This window comes from Georgenia sp. EYE_87 (genome assembly GCF_023148685.1).
In the GTDB taxonomy this organism is placed as follows: Bacteria; Actinomycetota; Actinomycetes; order Actinomycetales; family Actinomycetaceae; genus Georgenia.
The window spans coordinates 31,142-55,350 of record NZ_JAHXNL010000008.1 but is presented as its reverse complement, the minus strand read 5'-3'; the positions used below and the strand labels follow the sequence as shown (position 1 = coordinate 55,350).

The window sequence follows — 24,209 nt, the reverse complement described above, 5'->3', positions numbered from 1 at the left end:
ACCTTCCGGTTCGACTGAACATCGTTGTCAGCTGTCACGCCCCCCGGCCGTCCGTGCGGCCCGGCCCGGGTGCTGCGGGAAACGTAGCGCTGTGTATGCATGTATGCAAGAGCGATTTTTCCTGCCACACTGACCGCCATGCCGATCGCCAACGTCCGACGGGGGACGGGCCTCGAGACCGTGTACGCCACGGTCCGCGGCCAGATCATCGACGGGACCCTCGGCCCGGGGGAGCGGCTGACCGAGCCCGCCCTCGCCCAGCGGCTGAACGTGAGCCGGACGCCGGTGCGCGAGGCCCTGCGCCTGCTGCTCGCCGAGGGGCTCGTCCACCGCCAGCTCTCCGGCGGGCTGCGCGTGGCGCCGCTGCGGCGCGAGGACCTCGACCGCATCTTCGACATCCGGGCCCGGCTCGAGGGGCTCCTCGCCCGCGACGCCTGCCTGCGGATGACGCCCGAGGTCAGGTCGCAGCTCGAGACGCTGCTGGAGCGGATGGACCGAGCCGAGGGCGACGAGTCCGAGATCCTGCGCCTCGGCCGGGAGTTCCACGCCGCGGTCGCCGAGTGCGCCGACAACCCCTGGTGCACCCAGCTGCTGCACGAGATCCGCGGGCACGTGGACCGCTACAAGGCGTGGGCCACGAGCGACCCGGGGAGGCCGACGCAGGCCGCGGTCGAGCACCGGGCCATCTTCGACGCCCTGATGGCCGGCGACCCCGAGGCCGCCGACCGCGTCATGCAGGACCACGTGGTGAGCAGCGCCGTCGCCGCCCGGCGCGCACTGCCGCCCGACAGCCTCAGCTGACGCTGACTTGCCCGACCCGCCCGACCCGCCGTGCCCGCCACCACCGCGCGACAGAGAGAGGACCACGATGACGATCGTCGTCGGCTACACCACCAAGCCCGAGGGCCGGGCGGCGCTCGCCCGCGCCATCCTCGAGGCCCAGACCCACTCCGAGGACATGCTCGTCCTCAACGTCTCGGCCGGCGAGGCGTACGCCGACCCGCTGCTGGCGACGGAGGACGAGCTCGACGAGGTGCGCGGCGAGCTGGCGCGCGCCGGCGTGGAGGGGCAGGTGCGTCAGCTCGTGCGCGGCAAGGACGTCGCGGACGAGCTCCTGGCCATCACCGGCGAGCTCGGCGCCAGCCTGCTCGTCATCGGCCTGCGCAAGCGCTCGCCCGTGGGCAAGCTCGTGCTGGGCAGCAACGCCCAGAAGATCCTGCTCTCGGTCGACGTCCCGGTGCTGGCAGTCAAGGCCTGAGGCGGTCAGGCGGCCGCTGTGGGCCGCCGGGCCGCCCGCCGCGGCGGACGACCCCGGGCGTGCTGCTCGCGTGCCACCGCCCGGGCGACGCGGCGCGCCTCGGCCGCCGTGTGGCCGAGCATGCTCGGCCGGGCAGCGTAGCCGACGAAGCGCAGCCCGGGAACGGGCGCGTGCTCGCTGAGCGCTCGAGGCAGGCCGCGTCCGTCGAGCACGCCGAGGTGACCGACGAGCGGTTCGAGGCCGGAGCGGTAGCCGGTGGCGCAGACGACGGCGTCCGGCTCGAGCCGTGAGGCGTCGGCGAGGGTCACGCCCGTCGCGTCGAAGGAGGCGACCGCCCCGACGATCCGGATGCGACCGTCCTTGATCGCCGCGACGACCTCTGCGTCCACGATCGTCGGGGAGCCGCCGTCGCGGTAGATGCGTGAGTAGATCCCCTCGTCCGGGAACGGCAGCCCGTACGGGCCGAGGTCGCCGACGTCGGAGCGCTGCCCGAGCCGAGCCACCGCGTCGGCAAGGCGGACGGGCACGTGCATCAGCGCCTCGCCGAGCAGGTCGTTCGGGACGGCGACCAGCGCCTGGGGCCGCCGGAGGATGATGTTCGGCGGCGTCCGGACCGCGAGCGCCACGGCCGCGGCGCCGCCGGTCACGAGGTCGTAGGCGATCTCCGCGCCCGAGCAGCCCGGCCCGACCACCAGCACCTTCCGGGCCTTGAACGGCTCCGCGTTCCGGTACCGGGACGAGTGCAGCAGCTCACCGGTGTAGGTGTCGCGTCCCGGCCACGGCGGGACGACGGGCACGTTCTCGTAGCCCGTCGCCACGACGACGTGCCGCGCTGCGACGTCCCCGGCCGAGGTGCGCAGCACCCAGGAGCGGTCGCCCCGGTCGACCCGCTCCACGGTCGTGCCCAGGCGCAGGTCGATGCCGTCCTCGTGCCCGTGGCGCTCCAGGTACGCGACCACCTCGTCGCGCGTGGGGAACACCGGGGTGCCCGGCGGGTAGCGGCGGCCGGGCAGCCGCGAGCGGGGCCGGGTGGTGTTGAGGCGCAGCCGGTCGTAACGGCCGCGCCACGAGGCTCCGACGTCGTCGGCGCGGTCGATCAGCAGCGGCCGCAGATTCAGGTCCTTCGCGGCCAGGGCGACCGAGATCCCGGCCGGCCCGGCTCCGACGACGGCGAGAGAATTCCCGTTCATGACGCACCACCCGGGGCGACGACGTGAGGACCACGGTACGCGCGCGACCGGCGGCGGTCACGACCCCAGGCGGCCCGCGGGGTGCGGCACGTCACCAGGGCGCTCGAGCTCGGGGCACGCTCACCAGGGCATGCGCCGTCCTCGTGCGTCGGGCGACGCTCTCGGGACCTCGGGCGGCAGACTGAGCGGCATGACGACGGCGGGGCGCAGCTCGATGATGCAGATCGGCAGGTTCGCCGAGCGGACCGGGGTGTCGATCCACACCCTCCGGCACTACGACGAGGTCGGGCTGCTCCGCCCGTCGGGGCGCAGCGACGGCGGCTTCCGCCTCTACACCGAGGACGACCTGGAGCGGTTCCTGGTGATCCGGCGGATGAAGCCGCTCGGCTTCTCCCTGGAGGAGATGCGGCAGGTGCTCGACGTCGTCGACGCCCTGGACGGCGCGACCGGCGCCGAGCGCGAGGAGCTGCGGTCCCGCCTGGACGGGTTCATCGAGGCGGGGCGGGCGCGCCGAGCGAAGGTCCTCGAGCAGGTGGCGATGGCCGACGAGTTCATCGGCCTGCTCGAGCAGCGGCGGTCTTCCTAGCCGCCGGACGCCCTCCCGCTCGGCGCGGCAGATCTCCCGGCCGGCGCCGGGAGGCCTCCCGCGCGCGGTGGTTCAGTGCGCGCCGGCGAGGTGGCCGGCGAGGCGGCCGTGGCGCTCGGCGCTGGTCTCGTTCAGGCCGACGATGGTGACGGTCTTGCCCTTCGCGGCGTACTTGGTGGTGATGGCGTCGAGCGTGGCCACGGTGGAGGCGTCCCAGATGTGGGAGTCCGACAGGTCGATGACGACGTTCTCCGGGTCGCCGGCGTAGTCGAACTGGTAGACGAGGTCGTTGCTGGACGCCCAGAGCAGCTCGCCGCGGACGGCGTAGACACGGGTGCCCTCGTCCGGGTGCGCGACGTCGACGACCTCGGTGAGGTGGGCGACGCGACGGACGAACATCAGGGCCGCGACGATCACGCCGGTGACGACGCCGTAGGCGAGGTTGTGGGTGGTCACGGTGACGGCGACCGTGGAGAGCATCACCAGCGTCTCGGACCTGGGCATGCGCCGCAGCGTGGCCGGCCGGACGGAGTGCCAGTCGAACGTGCCGACGGAGACCATGATCATCACGGCGACGAGGGCGGCCATCGGGATGGTGGCGACGACGTCGCCGAGCCCGACGACGAGGATCAGGAGGAAGACCCCGGCCAGGAAGGTGGAGATCCGGGTCCGGGCGCCGGAGGCCTTGACGTTGATCATGGTCTGGCCGATCATCGCGCACCCGCCCATGCCGCCGAAGAACCCGGTGACGATGTTGGCGACGCCCTGCCCCCAGGACTCGCGGGTCTTGTCGGAGTGGGTGTCCGTGACGTCGTCGACCAGCTTGGCGGTCATCAGCGACTCCATCAGCCCCACCAGGGCCATGGCGGCGGCGAACGGGGCGATGATCTGCAGCGTCTCGAGGGTCAGCGGCACGTCGGGGACGAACAGCGAGGGCAGCGACTCGGGCAGGTCGCCCTGGTCGCCGACGTCGGGCACGTTGAGCGCGAACGCCACGGTGATGACGGTCAGCACGACGATCGCGACCAGGGGCGCGGGCACCACGGTGGTGACCCGCGGCAGGAGAACGATGGCGGCGATCCCGGCGGCGACCATGGCGTAGACGACCCAGGGGACCCCGGTCAGGTGCGGCAGCTGGGCCAGGAAGATCAGGATCGCCAGGGCGTTGACGAAGCCGACCATGACGCTGCGCGGGATGAACCGCGTGAGCCGCGCGACCCCGAGGACGCCGAGGAGGACCTGGATGATCCCGGCCAGGATCACGGTGGCGATGAAGTAGTCCATCCCGTGCTCGCGCACCACCGGCGCGATGACCAGGGCGACGGCCCCGGTGGCGGCGGAGATCATCGCCGGGCGCCCGCCGAGGAAGGCGATCGTCACGGCCATGGTGAAGGACGCGAAGAGGCCGAGCCGGGGGTCGACGCCGGCGATGATCGAGAACGAGATCGCCTCCGGGATCAGCGCAAGGGCGACCACCAGGCCGGCCAGGACCTCGGTGCGCAGGCGGCGCGGGTCGCGGAGGGCCGCCATCACCGAGGTGACGTCCTCGGTGCGGGCGAGCCGACGCTCCTGCGGGGTCCCGCGGCCAGGGCGCAGGGCGGCGAAGGGCGATGTCACATGGACTCCCAGGTGCGGTGGGCGCGCGTCGACGCCCGGTGGTCAGGTCATGGGCGGCGCGCCGTCGCACCAGGAGTGGGACGCCGGCACAGCGCGAGCGTGCGCGGGCGTCGACGCCAACTCTAACCCGACCCGAGAGTTGGGGCGGTGTGAGTTAAGGCAAGCCGGGCCGTACCTGCATCAGCGGGGCCTGTCCGCCGGAGAGTGCCGGCCGCCAGGCGGGGAAGGCGTCCAGGTGCTCGTCCTCGGTGAGGTACGTCGTCTCCAGGCTCTCCACGTCGACGACGACGATGTCGCCCAGGTCGCCCTCTCCGTCGGAGGTGAACGCCAGGCGGCGTCCGTCCGGTGACCACGACGCCGGCCAGTGGTCGTTCCCGGGGATCGCGGTCAGACGGCGGTGGTTTCCGCCACCGGCGTCCATCAGGTAGATCTCCTCGTTCGACTCGAGCGGGTCCTGGGCCTGAGGATCGCCGTCGCGCCCCGAGCTGAACGACAGTCTCCGGCCGTCGGGCGACCAGGCGGGCTGGGTGGCGCTGCCGTCACTCACCTCTGTCAGCGGCCGGAGGCTGCCGCCGTCGGCGTCCACGGCCCAGAGCTGCTCCGACCAGCCGCGGCCGACGACGCCGCGGGCGAACGCGATCGTCGCGCCGTCCGGCGACCACGCCGGCCAGTCGCCCTGGGCCAGCTCACGCTCGGCAGGTCCGGCCGCCTCCCGCGCCACGATCGTGCTGCGCCGTCCGTCCATCCGCACGAACGCGAGCTCGCCGTCGGGGGACCAGGTCGGCGCGAACTCGCTGGACCTCTCGGTGCCGGTGAGGTTGCGCAGGCCGGAGGAGTCGAGGATGCAGATGTCACCGCCGAGGAAGTCTTCGGGCACCGCGTCGGCGAAGGCCGTGAAGGCGAGCTGCCGACCGTCCGGCGACCATGCGGCGGTGCCTTCCGCCCCCGGAAGGTCCGTGAGCTGCCTGAGGTCCGTGCCGTCGGGCGCGACGCTCCACAGGTCGGCGCTGCCGGACCGGTCCGACGCGAAGACGATGCGCTCGCCGAAGTCGTCGTCGATCTTGTCGAGCGGCTCACCGCGGCACGGATCCGCGGTGCGACCCCCGCCCGTTCCGTCGGCACAACCCGCGAGGGCGACGGCGGCGCCGAGCGCGATCAGGTAGCCCAGGCGTCCGGGCACGGGTGCTCCCTTCCGCGACCGTGCTGCAACGCTGCAGCTCGTCGCACCCAGCATCCCACCGCGGCAGAGGAACGTGAACGCCGGTGCACGGCGGGAGCTGGGGGCGTCGGTCGGCGGTCGCTGGAATCGGACCATCGGCCGCCCTGCCCCGGGCGCGGAGAATGGTGGTCGCTCACGGAGTAGACGCGGAGAGGGGCCACCCATGGGTGAGCTGGACGGACTGTGGGACTACATCGGGATCACGGTGCCCGGGGCGGTGGCGGTGGTCGTGGCCACGGTGGTGCTGTACCTGGCGTTCGTCGCGCTGACAAGGCTGCTGGGGCAGCGGGTGCTCATGAGCCTGTCGAACTTCGACCTCATCGTCGTCATCGTGCTCGGCGCTGTCCTGGGGCGCGCCGCCCTCGGTCAGACCCCGACGATGGCCGGGGGACTGATCGCACTCCTGACGTTCTTCCTGCTCGAGCGGATGCTCGGGGCACTGGGGGCCAGGCCGCAGTGGGAGAGGCTGATCAGCAACAGACCGGTGCTCCTCATGGCCGGCCCGACGTTCCAGGCGGACCAGCTGCGTCGGCACCGCATCTCCGAGGCTGAGCTACGCTCGCGGCTTCGGCAGGCCGGCATCCGGCACGACGCCGAGGTGGCCGCCGTCGTGCTCGAGCCGACGGGCGCGGTGAGCGTCCTTCGCGTCGGCGAGCTCATCGACCCGGCGATGCTCGCCGGGGTGGAGGGTAGGGAGCGGCTGCCCCGAGAGCTGCTGCGCCGCAGCTGACTCGAACAAACCTTCGCCACCTCTCCCTACCGCCGCCCTCGCCACTCGTCGGCGAGAAGTGCGTAGCCAAGGCCGTCGAGCCAGCCCTCCGACCGGTGCAGCGACTCGCGGACGGTGTGGAGCTCCCGGCGCATCCCGACCCGCTCCATGAGCCGCCACGACCTCTCGTTCGCGGCGAAGCAGTTGGCCGTCACCCGCCGCAGCCCGAGGTCCTCGAAGCACAGCCGGATCAGCTCACGCACGGCCTCGGTGGCGTAGCCGTGCCCGGCGTGGTCGGGGTGCAGCGCCCACCCCAGCTCCGCCTGCACGCCCCGCGCCCGCTCGGCCACCTCGACCTGGGCCCAGGCGTCCTCGACGGCGACCATGAGGTCGTCGACGATGGCGCCGTCGCGCTCCACGACGAGCGTCTTCGCCAGCGACTCCAGGTCCGTGAAGTGCGCCCGGTAGGCCTCGAAGGTGGTGGGCGCTCGCGTGAGCCAGCGGCTGACGGCCTCGAGCCGGCGGTACCGCCACGTCGCCTCGGCGTCGTCCGCGGTCGCCGGCCGGATCTCGAGGCGTTCCGTACGGACCGGCCACCTCAGTGCGGAGAGCGGGGACTGTGCTGGTTCGAACACGGGCCCAGCATGGCAGCCGGGCTGGAACGCGGGGCCTTGGTCTGGCTGCGAGCTCCCCGCCTAAGTGCCCATCCGCGCGCACGAACGGGCACAAAGGGCGTTCTCGGCGCGAGGCGCCCTCGGACGCGCCGCCGTCGTCGAGGGATCAGGCGTGCGGGACGACGACGGCGCGGCCCGAGAGCTGGCCCGACTCGAGCTTGCGGTACGCGTCGAGCGCGGCGTCCATGGAGTAGCGCTCGACCTCGGGGCGGATCTGGCCCTTGCGGTACATCGCCACCACCTCGTGCAGGTCGGCGATGGTGCCCCATAGGTGGTGGGGCCGCTCAGCCGACTCGGGTGCGAATCTCCTCGAGCCGGGTCATGGCCTCGTCCAGGAGCGCCGGGTCGGTGGCCCGGACGACGATGTTGGTGCCGCGGATCTGGCCCTCGCGGAACGGGTAGGAGCCGAAGATGACCTCAGGCATCGCCTCGGCAAGCTCGCGCAACGGGCTGGCGATCCGGCCCTCGCCCACCTCGAAGCGCAGCTCGCGCGACAGGCGCGGGGCTCCGGCGTCGAGGGTGGGCAGCACCGTCTCGACCATGTCGACGAAGATGCTCGGCACCCCGGCCATGACGTGGACGTTGCCGATGCTGAACCCCGGCGCGCCGGTGCGGCCGTTGACGATGAGCGTGGCGCCGTCGGGGATGCGCGCCATCCGCAGCTGGTCCGCGGTCGGGGTCAGGCCGCGCTCGGCGAGCGCGTTCTCGAGGAGCTCGCGGGCGTCGTCGCGCACGTCGATCCCGACGCCGAAGGCCGCGGCGACGGCGTCGGCGGTGATGTCGTCGTGGGTGGGGCCGATCCCGCCGGAGGTGAAGACGTGCGTGTGCGCGGCGCGCAGGGCGTTGAGCGCGTCGACGATGACCTCGTGGTCGTCGGGGACCACGCGGATCTCGCGCAGGTCGATGCCGACGCGGGTGAGCTCGTTCGCGAGGTGGTACGCGTTCGCCTCGCGGGTGCGTCCGGAGAGGATCTCGTCCCCGATCACGAGGATGGCGGCGGTGGGGTTCGACATGGGCTGAGCCTATGCAGACGCCGGCGGTCCGGCGCGCCTACAGCCTCGCGGGCAGCTCGTCGCGCACCTGCTTGCGCAGCACCTTCCCGAGCATCGACTTCGGCAGCGCGTCCACCGCCACGACCCGCTTGGGCACCTTGTACCGGGCGAGCTGGTGGCGGCAGTGCTCGCGGACCGACTCCTCGTCGAGCGTGGCACCGTCGGCCAGGACGACGACGGCGACGATCGTCTCCCCGCCGTCGGCCTGGGGGAGCCCGACGACGGCGGCGTCGGCGACGTCCGGGTGCGTGCGCACGGCCTCCTCGACCTCGCTCGGCGAGACGTTGAACCCGCCGGTGATGATGAGCTCCTTCGCGCGGTCCACGATGGTGGTGAAGCCGTCCGCGTCGACGGTGACGACGTCCCCGGTGCGGAGCCACCCGCCCGGCAGCAGCGCCTGCGCCGTCGCCTCCGGGTCCTGCCAGTAGCCCTTGAAGACCTGCGGGCCGGAGATCAGCAGCTCGCCCGGCTGGCCGGGGGCCACCTCGCGCGAGGGGTCGTCGACCTCGACGACGAGCATGTCGGTCGAGGGGAACGGGACGCCGATGGTGCCGGTGCGCCGGTGCTCGTTGAAGGGGTTGCCGAACGCGACGGGGGAGGACTCCGTCATCCCGTAGCCCTCGACGAGCTTGCCGCCGGCCACCGACTCCCACAGCTCGACGACGTCGTTGGTCAGCGCCATCGCCCCGGAGATGCAGAACTTGGCGCTGCGCAGCGAGACGCCGCGCTTCTTTGCCGCCTCCGCCGTCTTGCGGTAGATCGGCGGCACGGCGGAGAAGACGGTCGGCGGGGTCTTCTTGGCGGCCTTGAGGACGAGGTCGACATCGGGGGTCGGGAACAGCACCAGCAGGCTCTGCTTGAGGATCCCGAAGGTGAGGTAGATGGTCATCCCGAAGGCATGGAACATCGGCAGGATCGCGTAGTTGACCTCCTTGCGCTGCCGCGCCCCGACCATCCACGCCGCGCCCTGGAGGGCGTTGGCGTAGAGGTTGAGGTGGGTGAGCATGGCACCCTTGGCCCGGCCGGTGGTGCCGGAGGTGTACTGGACGACGGCGAGGTCGTCGACGGCGGGCCGCGGGTGCCGCCGGTCGATCCGCCTGGCGTCCACCAGCTCCTTCCAAGGCATCGCGCCGGGTGCGCGGCTGGTCAGCGCCCTGCGCTTCTTGCGCAGGGACCCGAGCGGCAGGCGCAAGGCCGCGCGCAGGGTGGCCGGGAACTCGTCGAGGAGGTTGACGGCGACGACGTGGTCGATCTCGACGTCGTCGGGGAACTGCTCGATCTTGGCGACGGCGGAGTCCCAGGCGATGACGACGCGCGCGCCGTGGCTCTCGAAGAGGTGGCGCAGCTCGCGGGAGGTGTAGAGCGGGTTGTGCTCGACGACGACGGCGCCCAGGCGCAGCACGGCGTAGAAGGCGACGACGTGCTGCGGGCAGTTGGGCAGGATGAGGGCGACGCGGTCGCCGTGGCGGACCCCGAGCCGGCGCAGGCCCTCGGCGGCGCGCTCGACCATCTCGCCGAGCTCGGCGTAGGTGTGGCGCCGGCCGAAGAACTCCGTGGCCGGGGCGCGGCCGCCCTCCTTGACGGCCCGCTCGAACATCTCGACCAGCGAGGTGGTCGGCAGCTCGATCTCGGCGGGGGTCTCGCGGTGGTAGTAGCGGACCCAGGGGCGCGGCGTCGTCGACATGGCCCGATTCTCTACCTACGGGACCGTAACCGCAGCATCGCCGGTCGGCATCGACAGCCGTGGGGAGCCGGATGGCTCTCTTTCTTCTGGCTCCCCACGGCACCGTCCCGGTGCGGTGCTACAGACGAGCCGTCTCCGTTGCGGCGCTGAACGCGGGCGTGATCGGCGACGGCACGTCGTTGCGCGCCTCGATCACCCGCCCTGCCTGGAGCAGCACGTCCTCACGGAACTTCTGCCCGACGAGCTGCACGCCGATCGGAAGGCCGTTCCCGAGGGTCACCGGCACGGAGAGCCCGGGGAACCCGAGGAAGGCCAGCGACATCATCGGCCACTGCGCGTTGATGACCTGCTCCATACGGTCGACGTCCTGGACGTCGGCGTCGATCTCGAACGTCCGCTCGGCCGAGATGGGCGTGAGAAGGACCTGAAAGTCCTGGAGGAACAGCTGCAGCGCACGCATGAGCGTGCCCCGTCGCCCGTATCCCCGGACGTAGGCGTCCAGGCTGAAGTCGCTGTGCATCCGCTTGGTCACGGCGAACTGCAGGTCCGCGGACTTGCGGATCGCGTCGTCACCATGCTGTTCGATGAGCCGCCCGAGGTCCTCGAACTCGACGCCCTGCACCAGCTGCCACCAGAGCCGCCACGCCTCGGCGAAGAGCGGAAGCTCCACCTCCTCCACCTCGTAGCCGGCGTCATGGAGCCAGCCTGCTGCGGTGGTGATCGCGGCGTCCACCGCTGGGTCGAGCGCGGCCACGCCGACGTCGCGAAGGACCGCGGCCCGGCGGGGTCCTTGCGGAAGACCCTGCAGCGGTGCGGGCACGTAGGAGGGGTCACGGGGGTTGGGCGCTGCCATGGCCCGGAGGCCGAGCTCGACGTCGGCGACGGACCGCGCGATCGGGCCCTCGACCTCCATCAGCTGCGTGCCCAACAGCATGTCGGTGTCCCAGGGGCCGTACCAGTGCGGCACCCGTCCCGGGGTAGGGCGGAGGCCGACGACGCCGCACGCGGCCGCCGGGTAGCGGATCGAGCCACCGATGTCGTTCCCGTGCGCGATGGTCCCCATGCCGCTCGCGGTCGCCGCCGCTGCGCCGCCGCTGGAGCCTCCGGGTGTCCGCTCCCGGTCCCATGGGTTGAACGTCCTGCCGTGCAGCTGGTTGTCGGTGAACCACCGGATGGAGAAGGACGGCGTGTTGGACCTGCCCACGAAGACGGCGCCGGCGGCCCGGAGGTTCTCGATGTGCGGGGCGTCGACCTCGACGACGGCGTCCCGGAACGCGCCCACCCCGTTCGTCGTCGCGCGGCCAGCCTGGTCGCTGTTGATCTTGGTCGTCACGGGGACGCCGTGGAGCGGTCCGAGAGGCGCACCGGACATCCGTAAGGTGTCCGCCTGGTCGGCGGCGGCCAGGGCGTCGTCCGACAGCACCTCTGCCAGGGCGTTGACGACCGGGTTCACCTCCTCGATCCGCTGAAGTGTCGAGGCGACCGCCTCGCGGGAGCTGATCAGTCCGTTCCTGATGGCGTCGGCCGTCTGGACGGCCGACCACTGCCAGATCTCGTCGGGCACTGTTGTGTTCCTTTCCTTCGGGTGGACTAGCCGACGACGAGCAGGTTCGTCAGTGGCTCGGGGTTGGCTCGGAGGCCGGGCACCTGCTCGTCGAAGACGATGCGGCCCTTGACCATGCCGATGATGCGGTCGGCGTACGCGAGCGGGAGCTGAGGGCCCTGCTCCACGAGCAGCACGCTCACCCCGGTGTCCGCGATCGTGCGTAGTGCCTCCAGCGCAGCCTTTGCGATGGAGGGCTGCAAACCCTGGGAGAACTCGTCGACGACGATGAGCCGCTCGCCTCCGAGCATCGCGCGAGCCAGGCCGAGCTGTTGCTTCTGGCCTCCGGAGAGCACCCCAGCGAGCTGCCGAGCGCGATCCCGGAGCAGGGGAAAGAGCTCGAAGACGTCGACCGGCGGGGTGTAGGTCCGACGCCGTGCAAGGCGCAGGTTCTCCTCGACGGACAGGCTTGGGAAGACGCCGCGATGGTCAGGCATGAACGAGAGGCCGTGCTGGGCGAGTCGCTCCGGACGTTCCAGCGGCAGATGGGTCGTGTCCATCGTCAGCCTGCCGGAGAAGACGTCACAGAGACCGAACATGCTTCGCAGCAGTGTGGTCTTACCCATGCCGTTGCGGCCCAGGAGGGCCACCACCTCTCCGGCAGGGATTTCCAGGTCGACGTCGTCGACGATCCGGGTCTTGCCGTAACCGGCCGTCATGTGTTCGAGCTTCAGCATCAGACCGCTCCTATGTAGGCAGCCCGCACCTCGTCGTGGCTGGCCACTTCGTCCATGTCACCGCTCACAAGTACCCGGCCCTCGGCTAGGACGACCACCCGGTCGCCGAGCTGCCGCACGATGTCCATGTCGTGCTCGACGACGACGAGGGTGCAGCCGAGATCCTGGTTGATGGCCCGGAGCGTCGCTGCCAGGCGGACGGAGTCCTCGTGCGAGAGCCCAGCGGCCGGTTCGTCCAGCAGCACGATCTCGGGGCCCCACGCGATCGTCAGGGCGAGCTCGAGTGCCCGCTGATCGGCGAGCGAGAGATCACTGGTGAGGGTGTCGTCGATGTCGGCGAAGCGCGCCAGCTCGGATGGCAGGGTCACGAACTGGTACGCCTCGGCCTGCGCGAGCGCCAGGTTCTGCGCCGGAGTGAGCTCGGGGTAGACGCTGGGCGTCTGGAAGAGCCGGCCGAGCCCGAGGGCGGCGCGGTGGTGAGGCGGCCAGCTGGCTACCTCCTGACCCTTGAGGCGGATCTGGCCGCTAGTGGGCCGGAGGTCTCCCGCGATCAGGTTGAGGAGAGTCGTCTTGCCCGCGCCGTTGGGGCCGATGAGGCAGACCACCTCGCCACGATTGATCTCGAGATTTACCCCGCGGATAACCGGCGTCGCGTCGAAGCTCTTCGCCAGGTCTCGGACCTCGATCGCCGCCTCGGGCATTCTGTCGGCGGCACCGTCCGTGGCCGCCCGGCGCGAGTCGTGGACATCCGGTCGCGCTGCCGGTGGCTGCACCACTGCACCCTGCGCCGCGGCCTCGGACACGGGCCGTCGCAATCTCGCCGTCACCAGACCCACCAGCCCGCCCGGAGCGAACCGCACGACGAGCACGAAGATGATCCCGATGACGAAGAGGTACCAGCTCCCGATCGCGGCGCCGAGGTACTCCTGCCCGATCGTCACCAGGGCGGCCCCGAGGAACGCGCCGAGGATGGAGCCACGCCCGCCGACGGCCAGGAAGACGAGCACCTGGGTCGACATGACGACTCCAGCGATCCCTGGCGAGACGAGGCCGATGATCGGCGCCACGACGACGCCGGCCAGCGCCGCCACGACGGCGCTGAGCACGAACGCCTGGATCTTGACCCGCCGCGGGTCGATGCCAAGGTGCTCCGAACGCGGCTCGTTGATCCGCACCGCCAGCAGCCGCCGCCCGAAGCGGCCCCGGAGGAGGACGGCCCACACGACGCCGACCGTCAGAGCGACGACGATCGCGGTGCGGTAGTACGTGCTGACGATCCCGCCGGACCCGACGAACAGGCCGTTCGAGCCGTTGGTGAGACTGAGCAGCGACCGTGCCGCCTGCTCGGCCAGGAGTGTCAGGGCGAGGGTCAGGACGGCCATGGTGGATGGCGACGTGCCCCGGCGCAGACCGGCCAGGCCGACGGCGAAGGCGATGACCGCGGTCAGAGCGACGGTGACCGGGATGGCGAGGAGCAGCGGGATTTCGCGCTCGGTCGCAATGGCGACGCCGTAGGCCCCCACGCCGAAGAATGCGGCGTGCCCGATGCTGATCACGCCGGCCCGGCCCCACGCGAGGTCGAGCCCGAACGCGAACAAGCCGTAGGCCAGCGAGAGGGTCAGCAGCGAGAGCGGGTACGAGGTCAGGATGAACGGCGCGGCGGCGAGCGCGACCACGGCAACTGCGAGGCCGAGGAGGTGACGGCGCTGGATCCGCGCGATGCGAGGTGAGAGGTTCATGAGCAGGCAGGGTTGGGCGGGAGGGTGTCCAGCGCTCCGAGCTCCTCGATCGGGGCGTAGGCGCCGCCCGGCTGAATCTCGAAGAGGTACATGTCGGTGACGAAGTAGTGGTCCTCCGTGAAACGGCCGTTCCCGAAGACACCGTCCTCGACGGTCGTCTGTGCGAGCGCGTCAGCCACTGCGTCAGCGTCGGTGGTGCCCGCCTCCTCGACAGCGCGGGCGATCGCCTGGACGCCCTCGTAGGCGTTCGCAGCGACCGACGGGATCGGGTCCTGGAAGTCGTAGGTCTCCCGGTACTTCTCCACGAAGTCGGCGTTCGCCTCGCCCTCGAGCTGGTCGGAGTACCGCCCGCTGAGAACCATGCCCTCGGTCTTGGTGGTGAGACTTGGATAGAATTCCTGGATCAGGCTGATCCCGCTGAATCCGGTGTCGTCGAGGAGACCGGCCTGGTCGGCCTGGGTCACGAGGGTGACCGCGTCGCCTCCGACCACCGCCGAGAGGATCCAGTCGGGCGAGGCACCGTCGATCTTCCGCAGCACCGGCTGCCAGTCGGTCGTGCCGAGCGGGGAATACTCCTCGACGACGACCGACCCGCCAGCCTCCTCGATCATTGCCCGGGCCTTGGCGTTGTAGTTGCGTGGGAACACGTAGTCGTTGCCGACGAGCGCGACGTTCGATCCGTACTGCTCGAGCATGTGCGGCACGACGCCCTCGAGCATCGTCTGGTCCGGCTCCCCGAACGAGAAGAAGTAGTCACCGCAGAACGGGGCGTCACCCATGATCGCCGTGGCGAACGGCACCTTCGCCTCCGCGGAGACCTCGGCGACAGCACCGGCCGTGTCGCCGGGGATCGTGCCGAAGAGGATGTCGACCTGGTCCTGGTTGATCAGGCGCTGGGCGAGCTGGGTGGACTTCGAGACGTTCGCCTCGTCGTCGACCATGACGAACTCGACGGGCTGGCCGAGCACCCCGCCCTCGTCGTTGATCCTCTCGACACCGAGCTCGAAGCCGCGTTGAAGCGCTGTGCCCTCGGGGACGACCGGTCCAGTGACGGGCGCGATGAGGCCGATCTTGAGGCCGTCCTCGGACGATTCACCCGAGGTCTCGCTGACAGCAGCACCGCATGCGGCCAGGAGGAGAGTGCTTGCACCGACGACAGCGGCGAGCGGAGCGCGGGCGGACCTCATGCCGCGCCCGGCTGTGCGGCCACGGATGCTGAAGACTTGCTGAGCCATTGTGGTTTCCTCCAGGTCAGCCCGTTCGGACGGGCGGCGATGAGCACGATCAGTAGTGCGAACAGGACGAACTGTGCGGCCGTCTCGGAGAGGTAGGTCCGCAGAACCGTGCTGAGCACGGCGACGATGAAGGCACCGACGATGGATCCGGGAAGTGATCCGGGCCGCCCGAGCAGCACCGCGAAGAAGGCTGGCGCCAGGAACGAGGCGCCCACGTTGGGTGTGACGCCGAGCATCGGGCTCTGGACAGCACCGGCCAGGACGGCGATCGCCGTACCGACGGCGAATCCGGCGGTCATCATGAACGCGGGCGGGATCCCGAGCAGCGCCGCCATCTCCCTGTTGTCGACAGTCGCGCGGATGTTGAGGCCGAAACTCGTGCGGTAGATGACGAACAGCGAGACGGCGACGACGCCCAGGCAGACCGCGGTCGCGACCAACCGGTACGTGGGGTAGCTGACGCCGAAGATGTCGACGGTGCCGGCGATCGGGGCAGCCACCGATGCCGGTGTGGAGCCGAAGATCGCGTCGGCGCCCTGACGCAGGACGATCGCAACGCCCCACATCGCAAGGAGCGTGGCGAGGAAACCTCGGGCGTACAGCTTGGCCAGCACCAGTCGTTCGGTCAGCACGCCGAGCACGAGGCCGACGACGACGGCGACGGCGACCCGCAGCAGGAACGGGACGCCGGCGAGCGCATACATGGTGAAGGCGCCCACCATGACGAACTCGCCGTGCGCGACGTTCACGACACCCAGCTGGCCGAAGATGATGCCGAGGCTGAGAGCGAGAAGTGCGTAGAACCCGAACAGGGACACGACTGCGAGGGCGAGGGAGACCACGGTGTCCATCAGGAGCTCCCCTCGGGGAGCGCCAGGACCGAGGTGACTTGGGACACGTCGACGGGCATGGCCGGGATGCTGTCACCCGGCAGGGGGGCCGCAGAAGCAACTGAGACGTCACGCCCGACTGCTTCTCACTTCCAGTGGCGAGAGACCGCCTTGGCCGCGAAGTCGGCGACGTCCACCTTGTCCGTGCAGAGGCCGCCGGCGAGCATCGCCAGCATCGAGACCCGGCGTTGGGGATCGCGGATCACACCGGCCATGTCGATCGCGTCGCGGGGATCAGCGGTGCGCCGGATGTAACCCCCTGACTGCGCGGCTACCCACGACGTCGCGAAGTCGGGTTCGAACGCGGCCCTGATGTGCAGCACCGGAGTGGTCCCTACCTCGATACCGGCCCCGCGGATGAACCGGTGATCGCGGGTGGTCATCCGCGTGTAGGTCTCCAGGATCCGAAGGACATGGTCGACGGGCTCCTCGTCGGGCCGTCGCTCCCGGGCGAGCTCCGCCATGCGGGACCACCGCTGGATCGACACCTCGTCGATCAGGGCGTGCTTGCCGTCGAAGTTGCGGTACAGGGTGGCGAGGCTGACCCCCGCAGCGTTGGCGATGTCGCGGACGCTGACGTCAGTGGAGCCGGCCCACCCGACGACGTCGCGGGTGGCTCTTACAAGACGGAGACGGTTCTGCTGCGCGTCGCTGCGCATCTCGCTACCTTCCTCAGTTCTGAGTGCTGCTGGCCCCTGCCCCCGAGGACGCCCCAGCGTACTTTGAGCCCATATGTGAAGTCCCGAAGTCTGGCATCCGAATACCGAGAGTGCTGCCGCGCCGGACAGGGCTGCGCCGGTGCCGCTCCAACTCGCTGACACGGCGGTCCGCCGCCGACATCCTGTGTGCCTCGGAGGGGGTCGGAGCGGAACCGGAGGCACGCATGGCGTTGGTCAAGGACAAATTCGCAGGCCCCGGCCGGGAGGGCACGCGCCCGACGGCGCTGGCGTTCTGGCGCACGCTGGCCGCGGGGGCCGTCGGGGGCGGGGTGGTCGGGCTGCTCGTCGGCGGCGTGCTGGGCCGGCTGCTCATGCGGCTGCTGGCGGCGACCTCGCCGGAGTCGGCGCAGGGGCGGCTGACCGACGACATCCAGCCGGTGGGTGAGATCTCGCTGGGCGGCACGCTCACGCTCCTCGTCACGACCGTCGCGCTCGGCGCGATCGCGGGCCTGGTCTACCTGTGGGTACGTCGCGTGCTGCCGCCGTCCCGGCGCGGCAGGGCGGGACTCTTCGCGCTGTTCGTCGGCAACATCGGCGGGGCGTTCCTCGTGCACGACCACCCGTCGTTCGACTACTCGGTGCTGCAGCCGGAGTGGCTCGCCGTAGTCTCGTTCGTCGCCGTCCCCACCCTGTTCGGGCTTCTCGCGCCGTCGGCGATCGACCGGTTGGAGAGTGGCTGGGCGCGCCGCGCCCCGGCGTGGCTGGTGCTCGGGCTCGGTGCCGCCGCGCTGAACCTCGCCCTGGTCGTCGTCGCCCTGCCGGTCCTGGTCGCGTTCGGTCTCAGCCGGTCGGGGGCGGCGGTGCGGTTCTGGCGCAGCGACGCCGTCACGGTGGCGGGCCGGGTGCTGTTCGTCCTCATGGTCGCGTGGGGCTTCTACGGGATCACGACGGACGTCATCTCCATCGCGACGGACACGCCCTCGCCGGCACGGTTCACCCCCTGAGGGCTCACGCGAGAGCTCCTGAAACCGAGCACGCTTCTGATGTCGAGTTTCCGGCGTCGGCTCCGTCTCAGGGACGAGTGGGCACGACGGCCGGCGGCCGTCTGACGAAGGAGATTGACCGTGGAGCCGAACAAGATCGCCGAGATTCTCAACCACCCGACCAGCCAGGAGCTCCTGGCCCGTGACGTGACCCGGCTGGCCTACGTCGCCGAGGACGGCACGCCGCGCGTCGTCCCGATCGGCTTCACCTGGAACGGTGCGGCGATCGTCATGTGCACGACGAAGAACGCGCCGAAGCTCCCGCCCCTGCGCCACCACCCCGCGGTCGCCCTGACGATCGACACCGAGGTGCACCCGCCGAAGATCCTGCTGGTCCGCGGCCGGGCCGAGCTGGACGTCGTCGACGGCATCCCGGAGGAGTACCTGCAGATGAACGGCACCTACGAGATGACGCCCGAGCAACGGGTCCACTGGGAGGCCGAGGTCCGCTCGCTCTACGACGGCATGGTCCGGATCGTCGTGACGCCCACCTGGGTCAAGCTCATCGACTTCGAGACGACGCTCCCGAGCGCCGTCGAGGAGCTCGTCCGGCAGCGGGACGAACGCCAGCGGCAGGGCTCGGGTCGACCGATCAGCTGACACCACCCGCAGGCGCGGGCCGGGCTACGCGGTGCGGACCGGGTCCGCGGCGGGGAGCCGGCTGGTGCGGGCCAGCTCGGCGAACCACAGGGCGCTGTCCTTCGGCAGGCGCTCGAGGGTGTCGTAGTCGACGCGGACGACGCCGAACCGCTTGGAGTAGCCGTAGCCCCACTCGAAGTTGTCGAGCAGGGACCAGACGAGGTAGCCGCGCAGGTCGACGCCGCGCTCGACCGCCCGGTGGCACGCCGTCAGGTGCCGGCGCAGATAGTCGATCCGGTCGTCGTCGTGAACGGCGACGCCGGTCGGCCGGGTGAGGTCCTCGACCACCTCGTCGTCGAACGCGGCCCCGTTCTCGGTCACCATGAGCGGCAGGGACGGGTAGCGCCGCGAGATCGAGACGAGCAGCTCCTCGAGGCCGGCGGGCTCGATGTTCCAGCCCATCGCCGTGTACGGGCCGGGCAGGCGGAGGAACTCCACCCGGTCGGCGCCCGGCCAGGGCGAGCCGCCGGCGTCCTTGTGGCCGTCGTTCATCTCCCGCGGCGAGACCCCGTCCCACAGGCGCACGCCGGTGGTGGAGTAGTAGTTGACCCCGAGGACGTCGAGCGGCTGGCAGATCGCCCGGGCGTCGCCGTCGCGCACGAACGACCAGTCGGTCACCGAGGCGGTGTCGGCCAGCACGTCCGCGGGGTAGCTGCCCTCCAGCATGGGCTGCAGGAAGACCCGGTTGGCCAGGCCGTCCACCTGGCGCACCGCCTCCTCCGCGCCGTCGCCGAAGCCGCGGAACACGTGCAGGTTGAGCGTGACGGAGTACTCGGCCTGGGCCGTCACCACGCTCCGCAGCGCCTGCAGCCCGAGCCCGTGGGCGAGGTTGAGATGGTGCACGGCCGCCAGGGCCGACGCCGGCTCGGTGCGGCCCGGGGCGTGCGCGCCCGACCCGTACCCGAGGTAGGCGGAGCACCACGGCTCGTTCAGCGTGGTCCAGGTGGCCACCCGGTCGCCGAGCGCGCCGCCGACGAGCGCGGCGTAGTCGGCGAACGCCTCGGACGTCGCGCGGCTGGTCCAGCCGTCCCCGTCCTCGAGCGCCTGGGGCAGGTCCCAGTGGTAGAGCGTGGCGATCGGCCGGATGCCGCGGACGAGCAGGCCGTCGACGAGCCGGGAGTAGAAGTCCAGGCCCGCCCGGTTCGCCGGGCCACGGCCCGTTGGCTGGATCCGGGGCCAGGCGATCGAGAACCGGTAGGCGTGCAGCCCGAGGTCGGCCATCAGGTCGAGGTCCTCGTCGAGGCGGTGGTAGTGGTCGTCCGCCACGTCGCCGGTGTCGCCGTTCCAGACCCTGCCCGGGGTGTGGCTGAAGGTGTCCCAGATGCTCGGGCCGCGCCCGTCCTCCTGCGCGGCGCCCTCGATCTGGTAGGAGGCGGTGGCCGAGCCGAGCACGAAGCCCACGGGGAACCGCAGCCCGCTGCCGCGGTAGTCGTCGCCCGGCGCCAGGTCGGCGGCGCTCATGCGCGCACCTCCGCGGTGCCGCCGGAAGCCTCGACCGTCTCGCCCCCGGCGAGCCGGGCCCGGAACGGCACCGCCGGGGAGGCGGTGACGGTGGCTCCGCCGTCGGACCGGACGACGGCGACCGTCGTCACCTCGCCCGTCTCAGGGTGGGTGACGGCGACCGTGCGGTCGGCGGTGCCGGGGTAGACGGTGACCAGCGGGTCGTCCGCGTAGTCGTAGTCCGGCCGCTCGGCGCCGGGCCCGGTGACGAGCACGGCGTCCTCGCGCACCCACAGCGGCAGGGAGGAGAAGTCGTGCCGCTCGGTGCGCCAGCCGCCGCCGGCGCTCTCCCCGGTGAGCAGGTTCGTCCACGTCCCGGCGGGCAGGTAGTAGGTGACGTCGCCCTCGGCGGAGAAGACCGGCGCCACGAGCAGGTCGCGGCCGAGCAGGTACTGCCGGTCGAGGTACTCCACGGCCGGGTCGCCGGGGAACTCCAGCGCCATGGCCCGCATGACGGGGACGCCCCGCTCGTGGGCCTCGACGCCGGCCTGGTACAGGTACGGCATCAGCTCGAGCTTGAGCCTGGTGAACCGGCGGGTGACCGAGACGGCGTCCTGGCCGTCGGCCTCGCGCGCGGAGTCGTCGTCGAACGCCCACGGCACCCGGTAGTTCTGCGACCCGTGGAGGCGCGAGTGGCTGGACATGAGCCCGAACGCCACCCAGCGCTTGAACACCGCCGGGTCGGGCTTGCCCTCGAAGCCGCCGATGTCGTGGCTCCAGAAGGAGAACCCGCTCAGCGTGAGGGAGAGCCCGCCGCGCAGCGACTCGGCCATGGACTCGAAGCTGGAGGAGTTGTCCCCGCCCCAGTGCACCGGGAGCCGGTGCCCGCCCACGGTGGCCGAGCGGGCGAAGACGACGGCGTCGCCCTCCCCGCGCACCTCCTTGAGCACCTCGAAGACGGCCTCGTTGTAGAGCTGGGTGTACCAGTTGTGCATGGCGCCGGGGTCGGAGCCGTCGTGCCAGACGACGTCGGTGGGCACGCGCTCGCCGAAGTCGGTCTTGATGGTGTCGACGCCCTGGGCCAGGAGGGCGCGGACCTTGTCCTGGTACCAGTCGCGCGCGGCCGGGTTGGTGAAGTCCACCAGGCCCATGCCCGCCTGCCACCTGTCCCACTGCCAGACGCTGCCGTCCGGGCGGCGCACGAGGTAGCCGGCGGCCGAGGCCTCGTCGAAGAGGGCGCCGCGCTGGGCGATGTAGGGGTTGAGCCAGGCGCTGACCTTCAGGCCGCGCTCGTGGAGCCGGGCGAGCATGCCCTCCGGGTCGGGGAAGACGCGCGGGTCCCACTCGAAGTCGGTCCAGGAGAAGTCCCGCATCCAGAACGTGTCGAAGTGGAAGACGCTCAGCGGCAGGTCGCGCTCGGCCATGCCGTCGATGAACCGGTTGACGGTGGCCTCGTCGTAGTCGGTGGTGAACGACGTCGAGAGCCACAGCCCGTAGGACCACGCCGGCACCTTCGCGGGCCGGCCGGTCAGGGCCGTGTACCGCTCGAGGACCTGCGCGGGGGTGGGGCCGTAGACCACCAGGTACTCCAGCGCCTCGCCGGGCACGGAGAACTGGACCTGCTCGACCGCCTCGCTGCCCACCTCGAAGGACACGTGCTCGGGGTGGTTGACCAGCACCCCGTAGCCGCGGTTGGTGAGGTAGAACGGCACGTTCTTGTAGGCCTGCTCGCTGGAGGTGCCGCCGTCGGCGTTCCAGATGTCGACGCTCTGGCCGTTCTTGACCAGCGGGCCGAAGCGCTCGCCGAGGCCGTAGACGAGCTCGCCGACGCCGAGGCAGAGCTGGTTGTGGAGGTAGGCCGACGACGGCGCCCTGCCCGTCGTCGTCACTCCCGCCACCCCGGCCGGGTCGGCGGCGACGGGGGCGTCGGGGGAGAGGGTGACGTAGCCGATCGACTTGTGGCCGGAGCGGGTCAGCACCGTGCCGTCCGCCTCGAACGTCAGGTCCCAGGGGTCGCCGGGGGAGACCCGGGCCCGCAGCGGCCCGGTCTCGAGCGTCCCGCCGGACGGGCCGGCGACGGCGACGCCGTGGCCGGGCTCGGCGCCGAGAAGGTCGAAGCCCGGGGTGGTGCGAGCGCCGCGGTGGTGCTCGATGCGGACCTTCACCACGCCCTCGAGCGGGCTGGACAGGGTCACCGTCAGCAGGGCGCGGTTGAGGGTGTCGCCGCGGCCGGTGACGACCCGGGTCGGGGCGAGGACCACGAGGCGGCCGCCGTCGGCGTCGTCCCTGGCCTCGATGTCGTAGGCCTCGGCCGCGTACTGGGCGTCGACGCCCGGCCGCGTGTGCCAGAACCCGTCGGTGAACTTCATTTACTTCACGGCTCCTGCGGTGATGCCCCGGGTGAGGGTGCGTTGGAAGATGAGGAAGAAGATGAGCGTGGGGATGAGCCCGAGCAGCGCCGAGGCGCTCGTGGTGGTGACGTCCATGAGCCGGTCGCCCTGGAGGACCGTGATGGCCACGGGCACCGTCTGGGTGGCGTTGGAGACCAGGAACGTCAGCGGGATGAGGAACTCGTTCCAGGTCCAGATGAAGAAGAAGATCAGCAGCACGGCGAGCGTGGGCCGCGAGATGGGGTAGACGACGCGCCACAGGATGGTGCGGCGGCTGGCGCCGTCGAGGGAGGCCGCCTCGAGGAGCTCCTTGGGGAACGTGCCGAAGACCGACGCGAGCAGGTAGGTGCCGAACGCGCTCTGGACGACGGTGAAGATGATGATCACCGACCAAACGTTGTCGTAGAGCCCGACCTCCTTGAACCTGAAGTACAGGGGGTAGAGCAGCACCTCCTGCGGCAGCATGTTGGCCAGCAGGATCAGCACCACGATCCAGGTGCGGCCCTTGACGCGCCCGATGCCCAGGGCGAAGGCGTTCAGGACCGAGAGGGCGACGGCGAGGACGGCGACCGTCCCGGAGATGAAGAAGCTGTTCCACAGCTTCTCCGGGAAGTTCACGCGCTCCCAGAACGCGACGAGGCCGTCGGTGTACAGGCTCGTGGGCAGGCTCAGCGGTCCGGAGGCGTTGTAGTCGGCCGGGGACTTGAACGAGTTGACGAGGATCATCAGGAACGGCACGGCGACGACCAGCCCGAACAGCACCGCGAGGGCGAGGACGATCCAGTCGCCGGCGGAGCGGCGCTTGCGGTCGCCGCGGATCCTGCGCGGCGGGGACAACGACGGCGCGGCGGCCTCGGTGTCGAGCAGTTCTGCGGTGGTGGCCATCAGCCCTGCTCCTCCCGGCGCTCGAGCCGGGTCTGCACGACGATGAAGGCGACGGCGACCACGGCGATGACGGCGGTGAGGGCGGTGGCGATCGTGGCGCCGTAGCCGACCCGCTGGGACTGGAAGAACTCGGAGTACGCGTAGTAGGCCGGGACGATCGTCGAGGTGCCGGGGCCGCCGCCGGTGAGGGCGTAGACCGGGCCGAAGACCTTCAGGGCCGCGATGGTGCAGGTCAGGACGACGACGAAGATCTCCGGCCGGATGATGCCCACCGTGATGGCGCGGAAGCGCTGGAACCAGTTGGCGCCGTCGAGCTCGGCGGCCTCGTAGAGCTCGGGGTCGACCCGCTGCAGGGCGGCCATGAAGATGACCACCGGGTAGCCGATCTGCACCCAGACGAGCACCACCATGATCGAGACGAGCGCGGTGTCCGGGCTGCCCAGCCAGTTGCGCTGCAGGGCGTCGAGGCCGACGGCGTCGAGCACCTGGTTCAGGGCGCCGTTCTCCGGGCGCAGGATCCAGCCGATGACGATCGCGGCGATCACCGTGGGCAGGATCTGCGGCAGGTAGTAGGTGGCACGGAGGAAGCTCGCCACCCTCCCGCCGAACTTGCGGCCCACCAGGTCGAAGAGCATGGCGGCCAGGAGGAGCCCCAGCAGGGTCGGGACGACCACCATGGCCAGGACCATCGCGAGGGAGTTCTGGAACGACGTCCAGAACACCTCGTCGGCGAGGAGCCGGGACCAGTTCTCCAGCCCGATCCACTCCGGCGGCTTGATGCCGCGGTACGAGGTGAAGGTCAGGTACACGTTCCACGCCAGCGGAACGATGATGATGAGGGTGAGCAGGATCAGACCCGGAACCAGGTAGATCCAGTAGCTGTTCCGGCTCAGGCCCGGGATCAGGCCGTTCCGGTCGTGCCGCTTCTTCGGCGCGGCCGGGCTCGTCGGCGCGGCCGGACTCGTCGGCACGGCCGGCGCCGTGGCGCTCGCCATGGGGGTCTCCTCGCGTGGCGGTCGG

Annotated in this window: 23 protein-coding genes; 6 read left to right on the top strand and 17 right to left on the bottom strand. The window is 71.1% G+C overall.

Annotation, left to right across the window (positions count from 1 at the left end):
- Positions 1–138: 138 nt before the first annotated feature.
- Together KZX45_RS12615 and KZX45_RS12610 are read left to right on the top strand one after the other, a co-directional pair.
- Entirely contained in the window at positions 139–801 is a 663-nt protein-coding gene (locus tag KZX45_RS12615; protein WP_248258098.1) for a GntR family transcriptional regulator, read from the top strand.
- A gap of 67 nt (positions 802–868) precedes the next feature.
- Positions 869–1,258: a universal stress protein gene (locus KZX45_RS12610; protein ID WP_248258097.1), complete on the top strand. Its 390-nt coding sequence runs from the start codon at positions 869–871 to the stop codon at positions 1,256–1,258.
- A 5-nt stretch (positions 1,259–1,263) separates the two neighbouring features.
- Here the strand turns inward: KZX45_RS12610 and KZX45_RS12605 are convergent, their stop codons facing one another.
- Positions 1,264–2,448: an NAD(P)/FAD-dependent oxidoreductase gene (locus tag KZX45_RS12605; RefSeq protein ID WP_248258096.1), complete on the bottom strand. Its 1,185-nt coding sequence runs from the start codon at positions 2,446–2,448 to the stop codon at positions 1,264–1,266.
- A 190-nt stretch (positions 2,449–2,638) separates the two neighbouring features.
- Here KZX45_RS12605 and KZX45_RS12600 point away from each other — a divergent pair, with 190 nt between their 5' ends.
- On the top strand, positions 2,639–3,034 hold the full coding sequence (locus KZX45_RS12600; RefSeq protein WP_248258095.1) for a MerR family transcriptional regulator: 396 nt from the start codon (positions 2,639–2,641) through the stop codon (positions 3,032–3,034).
- A gap of 72 nt (positions 3,035–3,106) precedes the next feature.
- On the opposite strand, the gene KZX45_RS12595 is transcribed toward KZX45_RS12600, so the two are convergent.
- The gene (locus KZX45_RS12595) at positions 3,107–4,564 is read right to left on the bottom strand and encodes a SulP family inorganic anion transporter (RefSeq protein WP_248258254.1); all 1,458 of its coding nucleotides are present in this window, start codon (positions 4,562–4,564) and stop codon (positions 3,107–3,109) included.
- Between the two features lie 241 nt (positions 4,565–4,805).
- Positions 4,806–5,831: a hypothetical protein gene (locus KZX45_RS12590; protein ID WP_248258094.1), complete on the bottom strand. Its 1,026-nt coding sequence runs from the start codon at positions 5,829–5,831 to the stop codon at positions 4,806–4,808.
- 202 nt (positions 5,832–6,033) lie between these two features.
- On the opposite strand from KZX45_RS12590, the gene KZX45_RS12585 reads away from it, so the two are divergent.
- Entirely contained in the window at positions 6,034–6,600 is a 567-nt protein-coding gene (locus KZX45_RS12585; protein WP_248258093.1) for a DUF421 domain-containing protein, read from the top strand.
- Between the two features lie 26 nt (positions 6,601–6,626).
- Here the strand turns inward: KZX45_RS12585 and KZX45_RS12580 are convergent, their stop codons facing one another.
- From KZX45_RS12580 to KZX45_RS12535, 10 genes are all read right to left on the bottom strand, one after another.
- Complete coding sequence (locus tag KZX45_RS12580; RefSeq protein WP_248258092.1) at positions 6,627–7,214, bottom strand: GNAT family N-acetyltransferase; 588 nt, start codon at positions 7,212–7,214, stop codon at positions 6,627–6,629.
- A gap of 145 nt (positions 7,215–7,359) precedes the next feature.
- The gene (locus KZX45_RS12575) at positions 7,360–7,503 is read right to left on the bottom strand and encodes a zinc-binding dehydrogenase (protein WP_374112592.1); all 144 of its coding nucleotides are present in this window, start codon (positions 7,501–7,503) and stop codon (positions 7,360–7,362) included.
- A gap of 34 nt (positions 7,504–7,537) precedes the next feature.
- Complete coding sequence (locus KZX45_RS12570; RefSeq protein ID WP_248258091.1) at positions 7,538–8,266, bottom strand: molybdopterin-binding protein; 729 nt, start codon at positions 8,264–8,266, stop codon at positions 7,538–7,540.
- A 37-nt stretch (positions 8,267–8,303) separates the two neighbouring features.
- Complete coding sequence (locus KZX45_RS12565) at positions 8,304–9,989, bottom strand: long-chain-fatty-acid--CoA ligase (protein WP_248258090.1); 1,686 nt, start codon at positions 9,987–9,989, stop codon at positions 8,304–8,306.
- Positions 9,990–10,107: 118 nt separating this feature from the next.
- Positions 10,108–11,553: an amidase family protein gene (locus KZX45_RS12560; protein WP_248258089.1), complete on the bottom strand. Its 1,446-nt coding sequence runs from the start codon at positions 11,551–11,553 to the stop codon at positions 10,108–10,110.
- A gap of 26 nt (positions 11,554–11,579) precedes the next feature.
- Complete coding sequence (locus tag KZX45_RS12555; RefSeq protein ID WP_248258088.1) at positions 11,580–12,269, bottom strand: ABC transporter ATP-binding protein; 690 nt, start codon at positions 12,267–12,269, stop codon at positions 11,580–11,582.
- Positions 12,269–14,008 (bottom strand): ATP-binding cassette domain-containing protein, encoded by a 1,740-nt coding sequence (locus tag KZX45_RS12550; protein ID WP_248258087.1) that lies wholly within the window; start codon positions 14,006–14,008, stop codon positions 12,269–12,271. The genes KZX45_RS12555 and KZX45_RS12550 overlap by 1 nt, the downstream gene beginning before the upstream one ends.
- A complete protein-coding gene (locus KZX45_RS12545; RefSeq protein ID WP_248258086.1) occupies positions 14,005–15,243 on the bottom strand; it encodes an ABC transporter substrate-binding protein in 1,239 nt (412 codons plus the stop codon). The genes KZX45_RS12550 and KZX45_RS12545 overlap by 4 nt, the downstream gene beginning before the upstream one ends.
- Complete coding sequence (locus KZX45_RS12540; RefSeq protein WP_248258085.1) at positions 15,192–16,094, bottom strand: branched-chain amino acid ABC transporter permease; 903 nt, start codon at positions 16,092–16,094, stop codon at positions 15,192–15,194. Before KZX45_RS12540 ends, KZX45_RS12545 begins: the two co-directional genes overlap by 52 nt.
- Positions 16,095–16,219: 125 nt before the next feature.
- Complete coding sequence (locus tag KZX45_RS12535; RefSeq protein ID WP_248258084.1) at positions 16,220–16,792, bottom strand: TetR/AcrR family transcriptional regulator; 573 nt, start codon at positions 16,790–16,792, stop codon at positions 16,220–16,222.
- Between the two features lie 224 nt (positions 16,793–17,016).
- Between KZX45_RS12535 and KZX45_RS12530 the strand changes: the two genes are divergently transcribed.
- On the top strand, positions 17,017–17,796 hold the full coding sequence (locus tag KZX45_RS12530; protein ID WP_248258083.1) for a hypothetical protein: 780 nt from the start codon (positions 17,017–17,019) through the stop codon (positions 17,794–17,796).
- A 120-nt stretch (positions 17,797–17,916) separates the two neighbouring features.
- Positions 17,917–18,435: a pyridoxamine 5'-phosphate oxidase family protein gene (locus tag KZX45_RS12525; RefSeq protein ID WP_248258082.1), complete on the top strand. Its 519-nt coding sequence runs from the start codon at positions 17,917–17,919 to the stop codon at positions 18,433–18,435.
- Between the two features lie 24 nt (positions 18,436–18,459).
- Here the strand turns inward: KZX45_RS12525 and KZX45_RS12520 are convergent, their stop codons facing one another.
- Genes KZX45_RS12520 through KZX45_RS12505 form a run of 4 tightly spaced genes read right to left on the bottom strand, consistent with a single transcriptional unit; the run spans position 18,460 to position 24,184 of the window.
- Positions 18,460–19,935, bottom strand: a complete 1,476-nt coding sequence (locus KZX45_RS12520; RefSeq protein ID WP_248258081.1) for a GH1 family beta-glucosidase — start codon at positions 19,933–19,935, stop codon at positions 18,460–18,462.
- Positions 19,932–22,283 carry an alpha-xylosidase gene (gene yicI / locus KZX45_RS12515; protein ID WP_248258080.1) on the bottom strand — a complete coding sequence of 784 codons (2,352 nt, stop codon included), beginning with the start codon at positions 22,281–22,283 and terminating at the stop codon, positions 19,932–19,934. The genes KZX45_RS12520 and yicI overlap by 4 nt, the downstream gene beginning before the upstream one ends.
- On the bottom strand, positions 22,284–23,189 hold the full coding sequence (locus tag KZX45_RS12510; RefSeq protein WP_248258079.1) for a carbohydrate ABC transporter permease: 906 nt from the start codon (positions 23,187–23,189) through the stop codon (positions 22,284–22,286).
- Positions 23,189–24,184 (bottom strand): carbohydrate ABC transporter permease, encoded by a 996-nt coding sequence (locus KZX45_RS12505; protein ID WP_248258078.1) that lies wholly within the window; start codon positions 24,182–24,184, stop codon positions 23,189–23,191. The genes KZX45_RS12510 and KZX45_RS12505 overlap by 1 nt, the downstream gene beginning before the upstream one ends.
- Between the last annotated feature and the right edge of the window lie 25 nt (positions 24,185–24,209).

Excerpts from the sequence above, each read along its gene's own strand:
- KZX45_RS12615 (WP_248258098.1), top strand. The coding sequence starts at position 139 with ATGCCGATCGCCAACGTCCGACGGGGGACGGGCCTCGAGACCGTGTAC.
- KZX45_RS12610 (WP_248258097.1), top strand. The coding sequence starts at position 869 with ATGACGATCGTCGTCGGCTACACCACCAAGCCCGAGGGCCGGGCGGCG.
- KZX45_RS12605 (WP_248258096.1), bottom strand. The coding sequence starts at position 2,448 with ATGAACGGGAATTCTCTCGCCGTCGTCGGAGCCGGGCCGGCCGGGATC.
- KZX45_RS12600 (WP_248258095.1), top strand. The coding sequence starts at position 2,639 with ATGACGACGGCGGGGCGCAGCTCGATGATGCAGATCGGCAGGTTCGCC.
- KZX45_RS12595 (WP_248258254.1), bottom strand. The coding sequence starts at position 4,564 with ATGGCGGCCCTCCGCGACCCGCGCCGCCTGCGCACCGAGGTCCTGGCC.
- KZX45_RS12585 (WP_248258093.1), top strand. The coding sequence starts at position 6,034 with ATGGGTGAGCTGGACGGACTGTGGGACTACATCGGGATCACGGTGCCC.
- KZX45_RS12570 (WP_248258091.1), bottom strand. The coding sequence starts at position 8,266 with ATGTCGAACCCCACCGCCGCCATCCTCGTGATCGGGGACGAGATCCTC.
- KZX45_RS12565 (WP_248258090.1), bottom strand. The coding sequence starts at position 9,989 with ATGTCGACGACGCCGCGCCCCTGGGTCCGCTACTACCACCGCGAGACC.
- KZX45_RS12555 (WP_248258088.1), bottom strand. The coding sequence starts at position 12,269 with ATGCTGAAGCTCGAACACATGACGGCCGGTTACGGCAAGACCCGGATC.
- KZX45_RS12550 (WP_248258087.1), bottom strand. The coding sequence starts at position 14,008 with ATGAACCTCTCACCTCGCATCGCGCGGATCCAGCGCCGTCACCTCCTC.
- KZX45_RS12545 (WP_248258086.1), bottom strand. The coding sequence starts at position 15,243 with ATGGCTCAGCAAGTCTTCAGCATCCGTGGCCGCACAGCCGGGCGCGGC.
- KZX45_RS12540 (WP_248258085.1), bottom strand. The coding sequence starts at position 16,094 with ATGGACACCGTGGTCTCCCTCGCCCTCGCAGTCGTGTCCCTGTTCGGG.
- KZX45_RS12535 (WP_248258084.1), bottom strand. The coding sequence starts at position 16,792 with ATGCGCAGCGACGCGCAGCAGAACCGTCTCCGTCTTGTAAGAGCCACC.
- KZX45_RS12530 (WP_248258083.1), top strand. The coding sequence starts at position 17,017 with ATGGCGTTGGTCAAGGACAAATTCGCAGGCCCCGGCCGGGAGGGCACG.
- KZX45_RS12520 (WP_248258081.1), bottom strand. The coding sequence starts at position 19,935 with ATGAGCGCCGCCGACCTGGCGCCGGGCGACGACTACCGCGGCAGCGGG.
- yicI (WP_248258080.1), bottom strand. The coding sequence starts at position 22,283 with ATGAAGTTCACCGACGGGTTCTGGCACACGCGGCCGGGCGTCGACGCC.
- KZX45_RS12510 (WP_248258079.1), bottom strand. The coding sequence starts at position 23,189 with ATGGCCACCACCGCAGAACTGCTCGACACCGAGGCCGCCGCGCCGTCG.
- KZX45_RS12505 (WP_248258078.1), bottom strand. The coding sequence starts at position 24,184 with ATGGCGAGCGCCACGGCGCCGGCCGTGCCGACGAGTCCGGCCGCGCCG.